Consider the following 16324-nt stretch of genomic DNA (forward strand, 5'->3'; position numbering starts at 1 on the left):
TGATGTTGAAGGGCAGCGGCAGAGCCCCGGTTCCGGCAACGCCGGAACAACAAGCACCGCGACACGGCAACCGGCGTTAGGTTTTGGGTTTTCAAGTGCAAGTAGTCAGCATCAGCAGCCTCAAAGGCGGCGTGGGCAAGACATCCGTAACCACTGGGTTGGCCTCGGCCGCACTGGCCGCAGGGATCCCCACCCTTGTCGTGGACCTGGATCCCCACGCCGACGCCACCACGGCCCTCGGCGTCCAGGCCGGCGACCAGCTCGACATCGGCCGCATGCTGAAGAACCCCCGCAAGGCGAGGCTCTTGGACAACGTGGTCAGCAGCGGCTGGGTTGACCACCCCCGCGGCAATGGCGGAGGGACGGCCCTTGATGTGGCCGTCGGGTCCGCCTACACCGGAATCTACGATCGGCCGGATCTTGGGCGCCGCGATCTCCGCCGCCTGTCTGCGGTCCTTGCACCTGCCGAAAAGTACGAGCTGGTACTCGTCGACTGTCCGCCGTCCCTCAACGGCCTCACCCGCATGGCTTGGAGCGCAAGTGACCGCGTGGTCCTTGTCGCCGAACCAGGGCTCTTCTCGGTAGCCGGCACGGAACGCACCATGCGCGCCATCCAGCTGTTCCGCCAGGAGTTCGCTCCGCAGCTGGCTCCTGCGGGGATCGTTGCCAACCGGGTCCGGCCCGCCTCGTCCGAGCACACGTTCCGGCTTGCAGAGATGGAATCGATGTTCGGCGAGCTTTTGCTGGCACCGCATATTCCTGAACAGGCGAACTGGCAGCAAATCCAGGGGGCCGCCCATGCCGTGCATCACTGGCCTGGCGACTCCGCCAAGAACACCGCCAAGCTGTTTGACTCGCTTCTGGAGAACATGTTGTCCTCGAACAACGGCACGCGGGAACGCCGCAAGCGCTGACGGGAGTCTGCAAAGCAGCAGCTATCGAACTTCGAGAAAGGCGATGAAGCCGCCTTCCTGTTGGAAGGCGGCTTCATTGGTCTTCAGTGGCGGCTCGCGGCGATCCCGACGGCGGTTCAGCCTGTGCGGCGCGCGGAACGGCGCTTGCTGAGTTCGTCGTCCGGAAAGGACTGTTCTATAACGTGCTCGCTCGGCAGCGCAGCAAGGCTGCCCTCGACTTCGCGCCATACGCGGCCTACGGCGATGCCGAAAACGCCCTGGCCACCCTGCACCAGGTCAATGACTTCGTCCGCGGAAGTACATTCATAGACACTCGCGCCATCGCTCATGAGCGTGATTTGCGCCAGGTCCTCCACTCCGCGTTCCCGCAAATGTTCAACGGCCGTGCGGATCTGCTGGAGGGACACACCTGTGTCCAGGAGTCGCTTGACGACTTTGAGAACCAGGATGTCCCGGAAGCCATAGAGCCGCTGCGATCCGGAACCGGCGGCGCCTCGCACAGCGGGTTCAACAAGTCCTGTACGTGCCCAGTAGTCCAGCTGACGGTAGGTGATCCCTGCCGCCTTGCACGCGGTGGGACCACGGTAGCCGGCATCTTCGTCCAGGACCGGAAGGTCCTCGGTGAAAAGCAGACCCTGGGCACCGCTTGCGGGTACAGCAACGCCTGTCGAGGCCTGCTTTAGCTCGCCTGCTTCGCCTTTGGGACTCACGTGACCCTCCTTGTCAGAAGTTCCCTTGGGGATGGTGCATACGGCGGCTAACACGAAACGGGAAAATGCACTCGTGTAATTTCAACGCGGCCGCACCTTTCAGTGTGACTTGCGCGGGTCCTGTACGCAACGGGAACTTGATATCTTCGACGTTAGGCGTGCGGGAGCCTCAGGTCAAAGACGTCCGGGGCATTTTCAGATCGTGTCGAAACTTTCACCCTCAACTTTAACCTTAGGCTGCCTTCAGCCTTCGAAATCCTCTGGCTCCACGTCGTCCAGGAACTCCCGGAATCGGCGCAATTCCCGTTCTTCGTCAACTTCGGGGCCCGGCTCGGTGTCTTCGCCCTCGTCGTGTTCAGTGATCCGGACGCCGGCTTCATCCATGACGGCGTCGGCACACCAGATGCGGCATTTCGCCCGCAAAGCTAGCGCCAGCGCGTCGGAAGCGCGGGAACTCACCACCGTGCCGTCGTCGAACTGGAGCTGACCGTAGAAGATGTTGTCCTCGACCGCCACAATGTTCACGCTGATGATGGTGTGGCCGAGTGCCTCAACGACGTCGATCATCAGATCGTGGGTCATGGGCCGGGGCGGCACCACTCCTTGCTGGGCCAGGGCGATGGCACTGGCTTCGGGTGTGCCGATCCAGATGGGGACATGGCGTTCCCCGTGCATCTCCCGCAGGAGGACCAGAGGCTGGTTCGAAGGCAGTTCAATCCGCACTCCAACGATCTCGACCTCAATCATCATGCGTCCATACGGGAGATACGGTCCTGCACCAAGGCTCGATGCAGGCTGAGGCAGAGTTCACTGATTTCCCGGGCGGCTTCCGCGGCCCGGGATTGCGATGCCGCATCCTTGCGGGAGGTCAAAGGAGCGACCACCCGCTCCACCAAGCCGAATTCGCGCTCGGCCGCCGCTTGGAACGGACGGAGGTGCCGCGGCTCAAGTCCGTGGCTTTCAAGTTGGACACAGGCACGCGCCACTTGCAGGGCATGTTCGTCGAATTTGCCGTTGACATGGCTGATGAGTCCGAAACTGAGGAGGGACTGCAATAGCGGGACGCTGGCCCCGGATTCCGTCCGCAACTGTTCCTCGCTCAGGGCACGTGCGCGGCCCTGCAGCTCAGCCGCAAGTTCGTCCGAGACAATCCGAGGGGAAACCGACACCCCCGGCGGAAGGTTTTCGGGACGCTCGCCACGGTCGATCGCGTCAAGGTAATCCTTGATGACCTTGAGGGGCAGGTACTGGTCACGCTGGAGGGCCAGCACGAAGCGCAGGCGCTCGACGTCGCTTTCGGCGTATTGCCGGTATCCGGCAGGCGTGCGCTTCGGATTGATCAGTCCCTTTTCCTCAAGAAAACGGATCTTCGACGCCGTCATGGTGGGAAAGTCGTCGCTGAGTTGGGCGAGGACCTCCCCGATGTTGAGGACCTGCGGTCCTCGCCGTTCCGGCTGGGGCATTGCCACAGGCGTACCCGGAATCAGTCTTGGCCTGCTGCGCGGGCAGGGCTCAGGTAGTAGGTGAGGCGGAACTTCCCGATCTGGACCTCGCTGCCGTTCTTGAGCAGGACGTTGTCCACCCGGTCCTGGTTGACGTAGGTGCCATTGAGGCTTCCGGTGTCCACCACTTCGAAGCCCTCGGGGGTGCGCACGAATTCCACGTGCTTGCGCGAAACCGTCACATCATCCAGGAAGATGTCCGCATCCGGGTGGCGGCCAGCGGTGGTGGTGTCCGAGTCCAGGAGAAACCGTGCACCCGCATTGGGGCCGGTGTGGGCAATCAGCAAGGCCGAGCCGGGAGGCAATGCCTGGACCGCGGCGCGCTCTTCGGCTGCCAGCGGCGGGCGGGCATCCGGCTCGTGGTGGCGCACTGGCGTGAGCTGGATTGAGGTGGTCTCCGAGGTTGGCTGTTCTACAGCACCGTGCTCGTCCCGGGCGTGGTTCCGCTTGCCGCCAACCATGGAAATCCTCCTCATCCACCGGCAGTTGTCATCAACTGCCGGTTACGCAACTGCCCGGTTCCCCCGGGCCAAACAGGTCGCTGGCCCGCCGCCGCCGCTCCCCTGTTCCGGGGAGAACCGACTTGGCGGGCCAGATACCATTTAGCCTACCTGTTGTTCGTACTCTGATGCACTGAGAAGGGTCTCGATGGCGTCAGCTTCCGAAAGCTTTACTTCGAACAGCCAGCCGTCACCGTAGGGATCCGAGTTGATCAGGGCAGAGTCGGTGTCGAGAGCGTCGTTGCGGGAGACAATTTCGCCGCTGACGGGGGCGTAGATGTCGCTCACGCTCTTCGTGGACTCGACTTCACCTACGACGTCGTTGCCCTTCACGGTGGTGCCGGGCTCGGGCAGCTGGGCGTAGACGACATCGCCGAGTGCATCCTGGGCGAAGTCCGTGATGCCGACGCGCACGACGCCGTCTGCATTCGGGGCACTCACCCATTCATGTTCGGCGGTGTAGGAAAGATCGGCAGGAATGTTGCTCATGAGTCGCCTTTCATCGGGACATTTCGGACCACGACGGCGGCCCGGTCATCCGGCCACCGCTGAAAGTATAAGCACATCCAAGCCCCCTCCCCACAGGTGTCTGGAATGATTGGAAGCAGACTCGAGCCGCATAGTCCTGCAATGCCGTCAAAGGAGCGCGCTCATGCCGGAACTGCCCGAAATCACTGCCTTGACCGATTTTCTGGACGAGCAGCTATCCGGGGCGCAGCTCACACAGTTACTGCTGCCATCGGCGTTCGCCCTGAAAGTAGCGGATGTTCCCCATGAATCGCTGATCGGGCGGACGGTCGAGTCCGTCGGCCGGCGGGGAAAATTCCTCGTTTTCGAGATCGCTCCTGCCGCTGAAGCACGCGAGGGCGAAGACTCAGCAGAGCCCCTGTATTTGATCGTCAATTTCGCGAAGGCCGGCTGGCTCACGTTCTCGGATAAACAGCCCGGAAACGACGCAACTGCGGCGGGCGGATACTTCGCCGCGCAATTGGGCTTTTCGAACAATGGCAGCGATTTCGGCATCACCCTTACCGACGTCGGAACGTGGAAGGGATTGGCCATCTTCATCGTTCGCGAGCCGGAGGACGTCCATGGCATTGCGGAGCTTGGGCCGGATCCCCTTGACCCCGCCTTCGGCCTGGACGAGTTCAGCCGGTTTTTCACGCACCGGCAGCAGATCAAGGGAATCCTGAAGAACCAGAAGCTCATGGCGGGTATCGGGAACGCCTACAGCGACGAAATCCTCCACGCAGCCAAACTGTCTCCCGTCGCCCCCGCTTCTTCGTTGGGCCCGGACGCAGTGGAGCGCATCTTCACTTCGATGCAGGACATTCTCAATGGAGCCGTCCAGGAGTTCTCGGGCAAGAAACCGAGCGAGCTGAAGCCGGCCAAAAAAGCCTCGATGCGCGTGCACGGCAGGACCGGCGAGCCTTGTCCCGTCTGCGGGGACACCGTGCGGGAGGTTGCGTTCGTGGGGACTTCGCTGCAGTACTGCCCAACGTGCCAGACCAACGGCGAGATCCTGGCCAGACGCGGTTCGAGCGACGACTGATTCGAAGAAACCCGCGTTTCGCCTAGGCGACCGGCGACTCCTCAGGTTCGCGTACGACGTCGGGGGCTGCTTCCGGAGCGGAAGCAGACTGCGCCGCTCCCCCACGCCGGGCCGCTGCCGCGGCGGCGATCATGACGATCAGGGCCGCGACAGTGATGGCGGCCCCGGCCCAGATAGGCGAGGTGTAACCCAGGCCCATGGTGATGGTGACGCCGCCCAGCCAGGCGCCCAGGGCGTTCCCCAGGTTGAAGGCGCCGATATTCGCTCCGGAGGCGAGGGTGGGCGCGGTGGTCGCAAAGTGCATGACGCGCATCTGCAGACCGGGGACGGTAGCGAAGCCGAAGCCGCCCATGAGTGCGAGCGAGAACAGGGTTGCCACCGGGCTCGCGGCGGTGAGCGCGAAGAACACGAGCACCAGCACCAGGCCCGCGAGGATGACCACGAGGGTTTTGTCGATGGATTTATCGGCCGCTTTGCCGCCGGCGATATTGCCGACGAACAGTCCGGCGCCAAACAGGACGAGGAGCCAAGGGACGGCATGGGGATCGAATCCTGAGACGTCGGTCAAGGTGAAGGCGATGTAGGTGAAGGCGCCGAACATGCCGCCAAAGCCGAGAATTGTGACGATGATCGACAGCCACACCTGAGTGGACTTGAAAGCTCCAAGCTCGCTGCGGAGGCTGCTGGCGACGGCCCCTTCCTTGGTGCGCGGGACCATGAGGGCGATGCCGACGAGGGCGACAACGCCGATGATGGTGATGGCCCAGAAGGTGGACCGCCAGCCGAGGTTCTGGCCAAGGAAGGTACCGAAGGGAACACCCAGCACGTTGGCGGCGGTGAGGCCCGTGAACATGATGGCAATGGCTCCGGCCTTTTTGTGGGCCGGGACCAGGCCGGCCGCGACCACTGAGCCGATACCGAAGAAGGCTCCGTGACAGAGGGCGGCCACAATGCGACCGAACAGCATGGCCGGGTAACTGTCCGCGACGGCAGAGAGGAAGTTACCCGCAATGAACAGGACGAGGAGCCCGATCAGCACAGGCTTGCGGGGCAAGCGTGTGACGGCCGCTGTAACCAGGAGTGCGCCGACAACGACGCTCAGCGCATAGCCGGTGATGAACCAGCCGGCGGCTGCTTCGCTGACTCCGAAGTCGGTGGCAATCTCGGGTAAGAGGCCCATGATGACGAACTCGGTCAAGCCAATACCGAATCCGCCGAGGGCGAGGGCGATCAACCCTGCGGGCATGTTGTTGCTCCTTTGTGGGGATGGATTCCCGTGAGACTGGAAGTGCGTCGCCGAGAACCGTAGAATATTAGTTGCAGACGCTGCATATATAGTTGCATACGCCATGTAATTGCGCAAGCAACTACTTTCGTGCGTCTGGTTTCTTCATCGATCGGCAGGAGTTTCGGTAGACATGGGCATCAAAGACGACGCCGTTGAGGTGCGAGCGCAGGGGTGGCGGACTCTCGCGGCGCTGCACGGCAACATCGAGGCAGCACTGGAGAAGGCGTTGCACACGGCCGCGGATCTTTCGGTGGTCGAGTACACGGTGCTTGACGCCCTGAGCCGGCAGGACGGATGGCACATGCGGATGCAGCAGCTCGCCAGGGCAACAGCACTGTCCAGCAGCGCCACAACGCGTTTGGTGAACCGGCTTGAAGACCGCGCGCTGCTGACCAGGATCCTGTGCGCCGACGACCGGCGCGGGATTTACACGGAGCTTACCGAAGCGGGCCAGAAACTGTTGCTGGCGGCCCGGCCGGTACACGACGAAACCCTCGCGGAGTCCCTGACGGCCGCAGAATCGGTGCCGGAGCTTGAGCCCCTCGTGAAGGCGTTGGGGGCGTTGCAGGGGGCCTGAGCGCGTTCGCGCGTCAGACCTTCTTGACCACGCTTGACTTGAGCTGCATGGGTCCGAATCCGTCCACCTTGCAGTCGATATCGTGATCCCCCACGCCGTTCACGAGGCGGATGTTGCGGACCTTGGTTCCGACCTTGATTGCCGTGGCGCTCCCTTTGACCTTGAGGTCCTTGATCACGGTGACCGTGTCCCCGTCTGCGAGCACATTGCCCACAGCGTCCTTGATGTCCGTCGACTCGGCTTCCGCTTCGTCAGAAGCCGTGGGCGACCATTCGTGCGCGCACTCGGGGCAGACCAGCAAGGCACCCATCTCGTAGGTGTATTCGCTGGCGCATTCGGGGCAAGGGGGAAGTGTATCGCTCACCGTCCAATGATAGATGGGGGCGGTCAAACACGGAGACGGCGACCCGGGCACACTGAGACGCCCGGCAGGAACCCCGAGATCTCGCGGAATTGAACACGTAGATGGGAACTGCAGACCACTTAATTCTTGGGTTTGACCACTGAGACGGCAAATGTCGGCCATATATTGCCAATGCCCAAGAAATAGAAAGTTGGTGCGTGAACCGTGCAATTACCGCTGTGGGGCCTCGCCCTAGGATGGCTGGTCGTCAGCATATATCTTCGCTCGCTCAAGTTCATCGCGCTGATGACTATGTGTGCTCTACCTGGACTGGCAGCGCGTGCAGCGTCGACGCTGTTCGCCGAACCCTTGCACTTAGCGGCAAGCCAACAGGCCGGGCTGAGCGTCTTCTCTTCTATCTGGATCTACCTGACGCTGATCCTTTTCGTAGGCATCCGCCGAATGACGGGGCCGAACTGATGCTTCTCTATGGAACGCTCCGGAACCAGTGGATTCCCGGGTACTTTGCGTTAATCGGCTTCAGAACCGTGCTGTCTCGTTCTCTTCCTTCATCCGTTGGTTCAACCAGCTCTCCAAGCACGATGCCCATGGCGGTTTGAATTGGCTGACGCCGGTCGAAGTCCAGCTCTTCGAGGAGGCGCAGGTCATAAACCCGACCAGCCAGCGCACTTCGCCAATCGTCGTAGACGACTGCGATTCGGGTGGCATCAATGGATGCAGCGTGCCTGTATCTGACACGGCCAATAATGCTTTCGTCCACAAGCTTGAAGCCTTCCTCAAATGCTCGTGCCCAAGCGTCCGCAGTATTCATCGGTGCCTGCGAATCCGTGACGCCCGAGGGTCACTTGCTTGATGCCGTCGCATTGAGGCTTTTGAAACTCCTCTGCTGCTCATCAAAGTCCTCCTTGTTAATTTTGGTCCCGGCTTTGATCAGCTTGTAGCTAATAAACATCTGGTCCGAGGTGAGGGAGGGGGACGAGCCCGCGGTCGAATCAGCCCCTGAGGCTGCCGATCTGTTGAGAGTCCCATCGAGTGCTCCAGTCACCCACCAGGGACAAACAGTGGAACCAAGACAGTAAGCGGTCTTCAAGCCGAGAGTACCTCCAACCCATTGGCCATAGTACGAGGACTGGTAATCCTTACTTGCAACGGATCTGAGTTGGACTGAACTCTCAACATAGCAGTAGGATCCGCAACGGATTTTGTTCCATAAGCTGTGGTGGTCCAATCGGTTCCTTGCCAGGTTCCGGGCCCGTTCATCACGAATTTGACGGCCGCGACACTCTTGATTCCGTGCTTCGAATAGGCCTTGTCAAAGCCGAAGCCTCGGTCGGTGTCAGCGTCATACATACCTCTACGCAGCGGCAGCAAAATTCCGCTACTCGTGCCGTTTGCCAGCACTTGGTACGACGGGTAGCCAGGAGGTGGTGGAGCTGCCTGGGCTGGGACCGCTACCGCAAGAGGGGCCACCGTCGCAGCCAAAGCGAGCCCGGCAACCCGTGGAATTGCCCATCAGGCGGTCCCATGCTGCAAATTGAGTGCTCAAACACCTCAAAATGAGTACTTTTCACGAAAAATCGGTACAGGAGAGGGCCGAACCCGTGTTGGAGTAGCCGGGGCTTGAACGCGTTGCCTCGATGGGTATGGCCGAAATCCTGCTTCTGTTGGGGTCTGTGCCAATGGCCTTGGAAATGAGTGCGCCTTCCTCGGACAGCACCGGATTCTGCTGGATCATTTCACTCGCCAAAGGTGCTCACCCCTGTGATTCCGGGGCGCCGGGACTTGCCAAAGCCGATGATCCAGCAGAATCGCGCGCGGGCAGACGCGTGCGCCGTCCTGACCTTCTTTGGTTTGCGAAATCGATTTCGACACGGCGAGTCATGTCGTTTCAAGGCTCTTGCCCTTCAAACAAGGTCAGGACGGCGAGGTCACACCGACGCTCAAACGCGAAAGTCCCGGAAACCCTTAGGTTCCGGGACTTCGCTATCCGTACCTTGCAGTCGGGCTGACAGGAGCGATTCCGCTGAGAGGCAGAGGACAGGAACCGCTCCGCCTGATTCAACCTTGAGCGCTACTAAGGACGCTCGTTCCAAGCATCCACGAACGCCGCCTCGTGCATTTTCGCCCAGGCCCCTACCGCCTCGAATCACTCCGGTTGGCTGCAGTAAAGCAGATCGAGCCGTCGTCCTCACACATATCTGCAGACACGCTGCCCAACAGTCGAGAGTGTCTTCAAGGGTGCAGCGAACGAGGCGAGGTCGCGATCTGTCACCTCCGCGGTCACTGTCAGACTCACCTCGCTCTCACGGTCGGACGTGAGCGACGCGGCCCCGGGAAGGCTGATCAGTGACACGACCGTCGCGGTTTGGCGTGTCAACGCGGCGGCGGGCGAGGCCACGCTAAGAGTGGGGTCGTTGGAACTACCGAAGGTCAGCTCGACAGACCGGAGGTTCCCCCGCCAGCAACGGCGATGGTCCGCACCCTGAAGGAGGCGGTCACGTCGTTAGTCCACATCGTGCGAAAGCTGTCCGCGATGTCCGTTGGTAGCTCCTTCAGAAGGTCGCGAAGGGCGGTGCCATCGACGCCGGGGAACAGCGTGACTGACCTTGTCACGTCGGCCTACCGGGTTTGACCGCATATCGTCGGTTTGCGTGTCAGTGGAGTGCCTCCTCGTTTCGAGTCCGTACCGATTTTGAGCCTGTTCCGCTACAGTGAGACGGACCGACACACGGGGGTCATCGTGGCGAGTGAGCAAAACAACGTTGATAACGTTGCATGCTTGTTCCGCGAGAGCCAGACCGATCTCCTGTCATATGCCCGACGGCGAGTGCCCCTCGGCGTTGACCCGTCGGATGTCGTTGCGGAGGCCTTCGCACGTGCGCTCGCGCGTCCATATCGAGCGGTTACAAGGGCATGGCTTTTCTGTGCCGTGAAGAACATTCTTCTCGAAGAGCATCGTCGTGCTCGAGCGTCTCGTCGTGCACACCGCGAAAAGGCCGTGCTGATGAAGCTGCAGGAAACCGAGCATGTGCCGGAGGTCGACGAGGCAGTAGCGCGGCTGTCTCATACGGATCAAGCGGTCCTCGGTCTGGTTTATGTCCGCGGTCTGACGCATGCGGAAGGGGCGAACGAGATGGGCCTCTCCGTTTCCGCCTTCAGCAAGCGCCTCCTTCGTGCGCGGGCCAGACTGCGCGACATGTTGCTCACAGGCAGCACGGTGTTTGCTGTCGCGGTCCAGGGCCTGTTCCCTGAGGTCGTCGACCTCGAATTCTTCGCACAGGCAAACTTTGCGTATCGCTCACCGAGACCGGGCCCGGCCTGAAGCCGGGCCTGCCTCACCATCGATGAACGGGGCTCTACCCCCCCACCCGCATCTGATGCAACCTTTGAGGGCGCCTGCAGCGGCTTTGCGCCGGAAGCGACGCGCTTCTGATCATTGAGTCAGGGCTGTCAGCTCGAATTGTGATCTTTTCGTGATCTCTCGATGTCCAATGCGGACGTCGCCGGCTCATGTTCAAGACACGGACAGTTCCTGGAAGGAGAATCACATGAGTGTCCTCATCTGCGACACGAAAGTAGCTGCTATCGTCGCTCTCGACAAACTCGACACACGCTTACGGAGGAGCCCGCCGCAGGCCCGAAGCGCCCCAATGACCGTCAGGACGGTGTGACATGAGGAGAATAGCGAGCGTCAGCCTTGGTATTGCGTTGGTTACGGTCTTGGCCGTGACACCGGGCGGCGCAGTGTCTGCAACCTCAAGCAGCGCCGATGGATTGCTCCACAGCCTGGCGGTCGACGAGGAGATGCCCGGGTGGGGAAGGCCCCTGACAGCTGAAGACATGACGAACTGGAGTCAGCGTCAGCTCGATATCGACACCAATATCGCGATCACGGACCTCGTCACGGCTGATGATCACCGAGCCATCAACACTGTCACTTGGGACCCGGATCGGGACGTCGTCTCCTTCTACGTTTTTGGGGACACCCGCGGGCTTGAAGCGCGCATCGCAGAGGCGCTTGGTTCGGAACAACGATGGGAGATCATCGCCGCTCAACGACCGATTGCCGAACTCGAGAAGGTGATCGAGTCGCTTGCCGCCGACAGCAATGCCTTGCCAAGCGGCGCGAGATTCGTCTCGGGAACCCCAGCCCCCGACGGTTCATCGATCACTGTCGGCGTCGAGGTGAAAGACAGGGCATTGCGGCGTAGCCTTCCCCCGCCGGACGCGATATCCGGGGTGCCGGTGACGTACGAGAAGGCAGCTAGACCCGAGGTGGCCACAAGACTGCGCAACAGCGAGCCAATCATCTCAGGCGGGTACACGCAGGGTCCGCCGGGATCATGTAGCTCAGGGTATCCGGTCGTTCGCAACCAGGACAATCAGCCGAACATGCTCACCGCTGACCACTGCACCTCCGCTACAAAGGAATCATGGCAGTGGGGAACCGGCAGCGTCACGATCGGATCTTCGACGTTCCAAGCGGCCGGCGACACCGACCTTGAGCTGTTCACCAACTCGGGTCCCTTGTCGGCATGGATGTTCGCAGGCTCGTACACCGACAACACGACCGTCGCGCCGATTCGCGGATACCTCGCCCCGGTGGGTGGCAATAGCGTTTGCTACAACGGCTCCCGTTCAGGGCCAGTGTGCTCCAACGTGCTGGAAAACTCCGACGCGTTCAGCTGCGTCGCCTTCCTCCAGTGCTACTGGACCCGCTGGTCCACGCAGAGTTCAGGCATCCCCGCGGCAGGTAACGGCGACAGTGGAGGCCCGGTCGCGATCTTCGCACTGAGGTCGTCTGACAACACGGTCGGGGCATACGGGGTCGGCGTGATCTCGATGATGTCCAACACGAGCAGTAACTGCACCGGCGACCCGTCGACATCAGCCCGGGAGTGCTCTGCCAACATGGGCATGGCACCTCTCAGCCGATGGGCGAACGCGCAGTATACGCATAGTCTGGTGTACACAACGTCTTAGCTCTGGAGAGAGGTGAGGAATTGCGTCAAGCGGTCATGACCAGGATCAACGTTGTCTCGATGATAATGATTGTGGTCGTCACATTAACCTCCTGTTCCTCGGCTGGCGCTGCCGACTCGCGCCATGCCGGTGCGCCGCCGGGCGTCGAAGTCACGCTCAGCGGCGCACCTGTGGCATTCGCCCCGGGTAATGGCAGCATTGAGATCGTGACCTGGGGAAGTTCAAGCTGCCCACCCACAGCGACATCGTTTACCGTGAAAGACGGGTCCGCCTCAGTGACATTCGACCTCTCCACGAGATCGCCCTGCACAACCGACATCGCAGCCACCACGCACGTCTTCGGCCCGGAGAAGGTCGGCAAGACGATCCCGGAGACCGCACACATCACCTTCACCGACCTTTACGAACAGTATGATGTCAAGGTGATTCGGGGGTAAGCCTCAACCGGGCGCAGTCGGTCTTGGTTCGCGAAAACAAGGAAACCTATACGACACGGAACCCAGCCGTTAGGCCCCAGAAGTCCCAGTGCTTTGATCGCAAATAGCGACCAGTTCACCACCTCAAGGCTCCCTCAATAAGCTGGCAGTCGTTAGCTGTTCGGTGGCGAATTGGGAACCGTCCCCGATCAACACGAGCGTCACGAGACACAGATCAGCGGATCTGCGTCTTCGGCCGAATCGGCTCTACAAGACGGCCACGATCCACTCGCTGGATAGCTCCTGAGCTGAGTTCCTGAAGCTGCACCATCATTTCACCGCCGGCATCTCCGGTATCGATGGTGCCCTTGGGCTCGAACAAGATAGAGTGCACTTCGCCCTCAGCCCTTGGACAATGCTCGACGCCCTTCGGCCCCACGAACACATCGTTCGGACGCAGAATGACGTCGCGATCGCGGAGCTGAATCGTGAGCTCGCTCGAACCACCATGAAGAGCTCGTCAGTGTCCGGGTGGGTATGCCAAACGAACTCCCCCTGCAACTTGACTACCTTGACCTCGTAGTTGTTGATGCTGATCAGAGATTCCGAGTAGCAATCATGTCCCAGTATCCGCCGGCACTTGAAAGGAAGCGTTGCGCTATCTCGCACGCGCCAACCGATTCTCCCGCACGCCGGCGGCGCTTGCCGAAGACGTGGCCTCGACCCGCGGCGCGAACTCCAGAACCCTGGCAGGTTGCCAACGTTGTCGTAGGTCGATGTGGTGATTCCGGTGTCGGGGTCGGTAGCACTGACCTGGTGGCCGAGTACGTCGAAGGACCAGGTCCAGCTGTTGCCGGCCGGGTCAACCATTGCGATCATCTTGCCCTGGGCGTTGTAGCTGTAGTTAGTTGACTCGGTCGTGCTGCCGGTCGGTGCCAGGTACTGTAAGAATTTTGTCTTCTGCCCGGGAGAGTTGGTGTATTCGCTCGTCGGGGTGCCATCGGTCGGCGCCGTGGTGTCGGTTCGGTCCGCGCCGGGTAGGCGACGCTTGTGTGGAACCCCTCGCCGCCGAGCGAGTTCAAGGTCCTCTTCACAGCCGGAAACCTGCCAAGACCGCGACTACGTCAACGAGGACTCGGCGCGCGACAAGGAAGCCAACCGTACGTACGCGACCGACTCTCACACACCATCGACACAGAGGACCAATACGATGGAATCAACGTCCTGGTCGTTGCTGTCGATCTCGTCGCGATGCTGGTACAGCTCTACCACGTCGACGACGCGGGGCGTCGCCTCACCCAGATGAGCAAGCCGCTCCCCTGCAGAGAAGCAGCAAGAGCGGCGCTCGACCAGATCCTCCAACACCGCGGATACCTCTGAACCACCCCTCAGCCGGCTCATCCTCAATCGCGTCAGCGCCCGCCCTTTCCGTCAACGCCGAGTTGAAATGCCACCTTCTACTGGTGCCCTGACGTGAACTCGAGTGACGAGTTCGACTCAGCACTGGCCTGGTCCGGCGTCAGGGATCCAGGCGCTTTCGGTCCTCGGACCACGTTCGGAAGGAAGGGTAGAGTGCAGCGGGAATCCCGGGGATTCCGAACATAGATATGGATATGGACTTCATCGACCCTAACAGGTGCCCTGGCCCTCGAAATCAGCCTCCGGCAAGCGTTTGGTCCCCTTTTGGTCCCCCTGGGCCCTCGAAAAATAGTCCGTAAACGACAAAGTCCTGGTGAGAATGAATCTCACCAGGACTTCCTCTGGTCGGGCTGACAGGATTTGAACCTGCGACCCCTTGACCCCCAGTCAAGTGCGCTACCAAGCTGCGCTACAGCCCGTCAGTCCTGCCGTTCTCCGCCTAGGTTTTCACCTAAGCAGTCCGGCCGAACCACCTCAAAAAGCTTACACGATGTTCGAGGTTCTCAATGACACCCTGGCGGGTGTCATCTGTGATGCGCGTCTCAATTAGCGCTTCTTGCCGCGCTTTTCACGGACGCGCATGTTGACCTCGATCGGCGTGCCGTCGAAGCCAAAGGTTTCGCGCAGCCGGCGAGTGATGAACCGGCGGTATCCGGGGTCCAGGAAGCCCGTGGTAAAGAGCACGAACTTCGGCGGACGGCTGGATGCTTGGGTGCCGAACAGGATGCGGGGCTGCTTGCCGCCACGGACAGGGTGCGGGTGGGCAGCCACGAGCTCGCCCAGGAACGCGTTCAGGCGTCCCGTGGGGATGCGCTTGTCCCAGCTCTCCAAGGCGAGGTCCAGTGCGGGCACCAGACGGTCCTTGTGCCAGCCGGTCTTGGCGGAGATGTTGACGCGCGGAGCCCATTCAACGTGTGCCAGGTCCTGCTCGATTTCACGCTCAAGGTAGCGGCGACGTTCGTCGTCGAGCAGGTCCCACTTGTTGAACGCGAGGACCAGCGCACGGCCCGACTCGATGGCGAGCTGCAGGATGCGGACGTCTTGTTCGCTGAGCACCTCGTCAACGGCGAGGAGCACGACGGCGACCTCCGCCTTTTCGAGCGCGGCCTGCGTACGCAGGGAAGCGTAGAAGTCTGCCCCCTGGGCCATGTGCTGGCGGCGGCGGATGCCTGCCGTGTCCACGAAGCGCCAGGTGCGGTCGCCGAGTTCGATGAATTCGTCCACGGGGTCGCGCGTGGTCCCGGCGAGGGGATCAACGACCACGCGCTCGGAGCCGGCAAGCTTGTTCAGCAAGGAGGACTTGCCGACGTTCGGGCGGCCGATGAGGGCAATGCGGCGGGGGCCGCCGGAGCGCTCGACGCCTTCCACCGTGGAGAACTCGGGAAGGGTGTCCATGACGTGGTCCAGGAGGTCGGCGACGCCGCGGCCATGGAGGGCGGACACCGGGTACGGCTCGCCGAAGCCAAGGCCCCAAAGCGAAGCCGAGTCGGCTTCCTGGGCAAAGTCATCGACCTTGTTGGCCACCATGATGACCGGCTTCTTGGACTTGCGCAGCATCTTCATGACGCCTTCGTCCGTGGCAGTGGCGCCAACGGCGGAGTCCACCACGAAGAGCACGGCATCGGCCAGTTCCACGGCCATCTCGGCCTGCTCGGCGACGCGGGCGTGGATGCCCCTCGCGTCGTGCTCCCAGCCACCTGTGTCCACCAGCGTGAAGTTACGGCCGTTCCAATGTGCCGAGTACATGACACGGTCACGGGTAACGCCCGGGGTGTCCTCGACGACGGCCTCGCGGCGGCCGAGGATGCGGTTCACCAGCGTGGACTTGCCGACGTTGGGGCGGCCAATGATGGCCAGGACCGGGTCCAGCTTGAGGGGGCCGTCTTCGCCTTCGTCGTCGTAGAGCCCGCTCAGCAGCGCGGCGTCGTCCTCGTCGAGGTCGTAGTCTTCCAGGCCTGCCCGGAGGGAGGCTGCGCGGAGTTCGGCTTCGTTGTCGTCCAGGGCGGCGAGGTTTTCAGCCACCTGGTCGGTGCCGGTGGGCGTGTATTCGTCGTCGCCGGCTCCGATGTTGCCGGATTTGTGAGTCGTATCGCTCATTG

The 16324-nt window shown here is 61.7% G+C and carries 18 protein-coding genes and 1 tRNA gene; 7 read left to right on the top strand and 12 right to left on the bottom strand.

All coding sequences use genetic code 11. The annotated features are described in order from the left end of the window. Nucleotides 1–95 precede the first annotated feature (95 nt). Complete coding sequence (locus tag ABD742_RS14305) at nt 96–914, top strand: ParA family protein (protein WP_234753793.1); 819 nt, start codon at nt 96–98, stop codon at nt 912–914. A gap of 116 nt (nt 915–1030) precedes the next feature. On the opposite strand, the gene ABD742_RS14310 is transcribed toward ABD742_RS14305, so the two are convergent. The 5 genes from ABD742_RS14310 to gcvH all read right to left on the bottom strand — a co-directional run bounded on the left by ABD742_RS14310 (nt 1031) and on the right by gcvH (nt 4115). After that, nucleotides 1031–1624 (bottom strand): MerR family transcriptional regulator, encoded by a 594-nt coding sequence (locus tag ABD742_RS14310; RefSeq protein WP_234753792.1) that lies wholly within the window; start codon nt 1622–1624, stop codon nt 1031–1033. Between the two features lie 243 nt (nt 1625–1867). After that, nucleotides 1868–2371, bottom strand: a complete 504-nt coding sequence (locus ABD742_RS14315; protein WP_234753890.1) for a bifunctional nuclease family protein — start codon at nt 2369–2371, stop codon at nt 1868–1870. After that, entirely contained in the window at nt 2371–3087 is a 717-nt protein-coding gene (gene ftsR / locus ABD742_RS14320; protein ID WP_234753791.1) for a transcriptional regulator FtsR, read from the bottom strand. The genes ABD742_RS14315 and ftsR overlap by 1 nt, the downstream gene beginning before the upstream one ends. Before the next feature lie 20 nt (nt 3088–3107). Further along, nucleotides 3108–3587, bottom strand: a complete 480-nt coding sequence (locus ABD742_RS14325) for an FHA domain-containing protein (RefSeq protein WP_234753790.1) — start codon at nt 3585–3587, stop codon at nt 3108–3110. A 141-nt stretch (nt 3588–3728) separates the two neighbouring features. Beyond that, entirely contained in the window at nt 3729–4115 is a 387-nt protein-coding gene (gcvH, locus tag ABD742_RS14330) for a glycine cleavage system protein GcvH (RefSeq protein ID WP_234753789.1), read from the bottom strand. 163 nt (nt 4116–4278) lie between these two features. Here gcvH and ABD742_RS14335 point away from each other — a divergent pair, with 163 nt between their 5' ends. Then, nucleotides 4279–5178: a DNA-formamidopyrimidine glycosylase family protein gene (locus ABD742_RS14335; RefSeq protein WP_234753787.1), complete on the top strand. Its 900-nt coding sequence runs from the start codon at nt 4279–4281 to the stop codon at nt 5176–5178. A 22-nt stretch (nt 5179–5200) separates the two neighbouring features. Here ABD742_RS14335 and ABD742_RS14340 read toward each other — a convergent pair whose 3' ends face one another. Then, on the bottom strand, nt 5201–6529 hold the full coding sequence (locus ABD742_RS14340) for an MFS transporter (RefSeq protein ID WP_234753888.1): 1329 nt from the start codon (nt 6527–6529) through the stop codon (nt 5201–5203). Nucleotides 6530–6596: 67 nt separating this feature from the next. Between ABD742_RS14340 and ABD742_RS14345 the strand changes: the two genes are divergently transcribed. Further along, nucleotides 6597–7043 (top strand): MarR family winged helix-turn-helix transcriptional regulator, encoded by a 447-nt coding sequence (locus ABD742_RS14345; protein WP_234753785.1) that lies wholly within the window; start codon nt 6597–6599, stop codon nt 7041–7043. A gap of 13 nt (nt 7044–7056) precedes the next feature. Here the strand turns inward: ABD742_RS14345 and ABD742_RS14350 are convergent, their stop codons facing one another. From ABD742_RS14350 to ABD742_RS14365, 4 genes are all read right to left on the bottom strand, one after another. Continuing rightward, a complete protein-coding gene (locus ABD742_RS14350; RefSeq protein ID WP_234753784.1) occupies nt 7057–7407 on the bottom strand; it encodes a zinc ribbon domain-containing protein YjdM in 351 nt (116 codons plus the stop codon). A gap of 466 nt (nt 7408–7873) precedes the next feature. After that, a complete protein-coding gene (locus ABD742_RS14355) occupies nt 7874–8167 on the bottom strand; it encodes a hypothetical protein (protein WP_344788303.1) in 294 nt (97 codons plus the stop codon). Nucleotides 8168–8974: 807 nt separating this feature from the next. Next, a complete protein-coding gene (locus tag ABD742_RS14360; RefSeq protein WP_234753779.1) occupies nt 8975–9142 on the bottom strand; it encodes a hypothetical protein in 168 nt (55 codons plus the stop codon). Between the two features lie 695 nt (nt 9143–9837). Beyond that, nucleotides 9838–10020, bottom strand: a complete 183-nt coding sequence (locus ABD742_RS14365; protein ID WP_234753777.1) for a hypothetical protein — start codon at nt 10018–10020, stop codon at nt 9838–9840. Between the two features lie 127 nt (nt 10021–10147). Here ABD742_RS14365 and ABD742_RS14370 point away from each other — a divergent pair, with 127 nt between their 5' ends. The 4 genes from ABD742_RS14370 to ABD742_RS14385 all read left to right on the top strand — a co-directional run bounded on the left by ABD742_RS14370 (nt 10148) and on the right by ABD742_RS14385 (nt 14186). Next, a complete protein-coding gene (locus ABD742_RS14370; protein WP_344788309.1) occupies nt 10148–10729 on the top strand; it encodes an RNA polymerase sigma factor in 582 nt (193 codons plus the stop codon). A 350-nt stretch (nt 10730–11079) separates the two neighbouring features. Further along, entirely contained in the window at nt 11080–12390 is a 1311-nt protein-coding gene (locus ABD742_RS14375; RefSeq protein ID WP_234753775.1) for a S1 family peptidase, read from the top strand. 35 nt (nt 12391–12425) lie between these two features. Continuing rightward, nucleotides 12426–12827: a hypothetical protein gene (locus ABD742_RS14380; protein WP_234753773.1), complete on the top strand. Its 402-nt coding sequence runs from the start codon at nt 12426–12428 to the stop codon at nt 12825–12827. Nucleotides 12828–13856: 1029 nt separating this feature from the next. Beyond that, complete coding sequence (locus ABD742_RS14385; protein ID WP_344788312.1) at nt 13857–14186, top strand: hypothetical protein; 330 nt, start codon at nt 13857–13859, stop codon at nt 14184–14186. Between the two features lie 381 nt (nt 14187–14567). On the opposite strand, the gene ABD742_RS14390 is transcribed toward ABD742_RS14385, so the two are convergent. Continuing rightward, nucleotides 14568–14644: transfer RNA gene (locus ABD742_RS14390), tRNA-Pro, on the bottom strand. Between the two features lie 127 nt (nt 14645–14771). Then, entirely contained in the window at nt 14772–16322 is a 1551-nt protein-coding gene (gene der, locus ABD742_RS14395; protein WP_234753770.1) for a ribosome biogenesis GTPase Der, read from the bottom strand. Nucleotides 16323–16324: the final 2 nt, after the last annotated feature.

The sequence above is a fragment of the Arthrobacter ramosus genome, from assembly GCF_039535095.1.
GTDB lineage: Bacteria > Actinomycetota > Actinomycetes > Actinomycetales > Micrococcaceae > Arthrobacter > Arthrobacter ramosus.

Excerpts from the sequence above, each read along its gene's own strand:
- ABD742_RS14315 (WP_234753890.1), bottom strand. The coding sequence starts at position 2,371 with ATGATTGAGGTCGAGATCGTTGGAGTGCGGATTGAACTGCCTTCGAAC.
- ftsR (WP_234753791.1), bottom strand. The coding sequence starts at position 3,087 with ATGCCCCAGCCGGAACGGCGAGGACCGCAGGTCCTCAACATCGGGGAG.
- ABD742_RS14325 (WP_234753790.1), bottom strand. The coding sequence starts at position 3,587 with ATGGTTGGCGGCAAGCGGAACCACGCCCGGGACGAGCACGGTGCTGTA.
- gcvH (WP_234753789.1), bottom strand. The coding sequence starts at position 4,115 with ATGAGCAACATTCCTGCCGATCTTTCCTACACCGCCGAACATGAATGG.
- ABD742_RS14335 (WP_234753787.1), top strand. The coding sequence starts at position 4,279 with ATGCCGGAACTGCCCGAAATCACTGCCTTGACCGATTTTCTGGACGAG.
- ABD742_RS14340 (WP_234753888.1), bottom strand. The coding sequence starts at position 6,529 with ATGGCGTATGCAACTATATATGCAGCGTCTGCAACTAATATTCTACGG.
- ABD742_RS14345 (WP_234753785.1), top strand. The coding sequence starts at position 6,597 with ATGGGCATCAAAGACGACGCCGTTGAGGTGCGAGCGCAGGGGTGGCGG.
- ABD742_RS14360 (WP_234753779.1), bottom strand. The coding sequence starts at position 9,142 with ATGATCCAGCAGAATCCGGTGCTGTCCGAGGAAGGCGCACTCATTTCC.
- ABD742_RS14375 (WP_234753775.1), top strand. The coding sequence starts at position 11,080 with ATGAGGAGAATAGCGAGCGTCAGCCTTGGTATTGCGTTGGTTACGGTC.
- ABD742_RS14380 (WP_234753773.1), top strand. The coding sequence starts at position 12,426 with ATGACCAGGATCAACGTTGTCTCGATGATAATGATTGTGGTCGTCACA.
- der (WP_234753770.1), bottom strand. The coding sequence starts at position 16,322 with ATGAGCGATACGACTCACAAATCCGGCAACATCGGAGCCGGCGACGAC.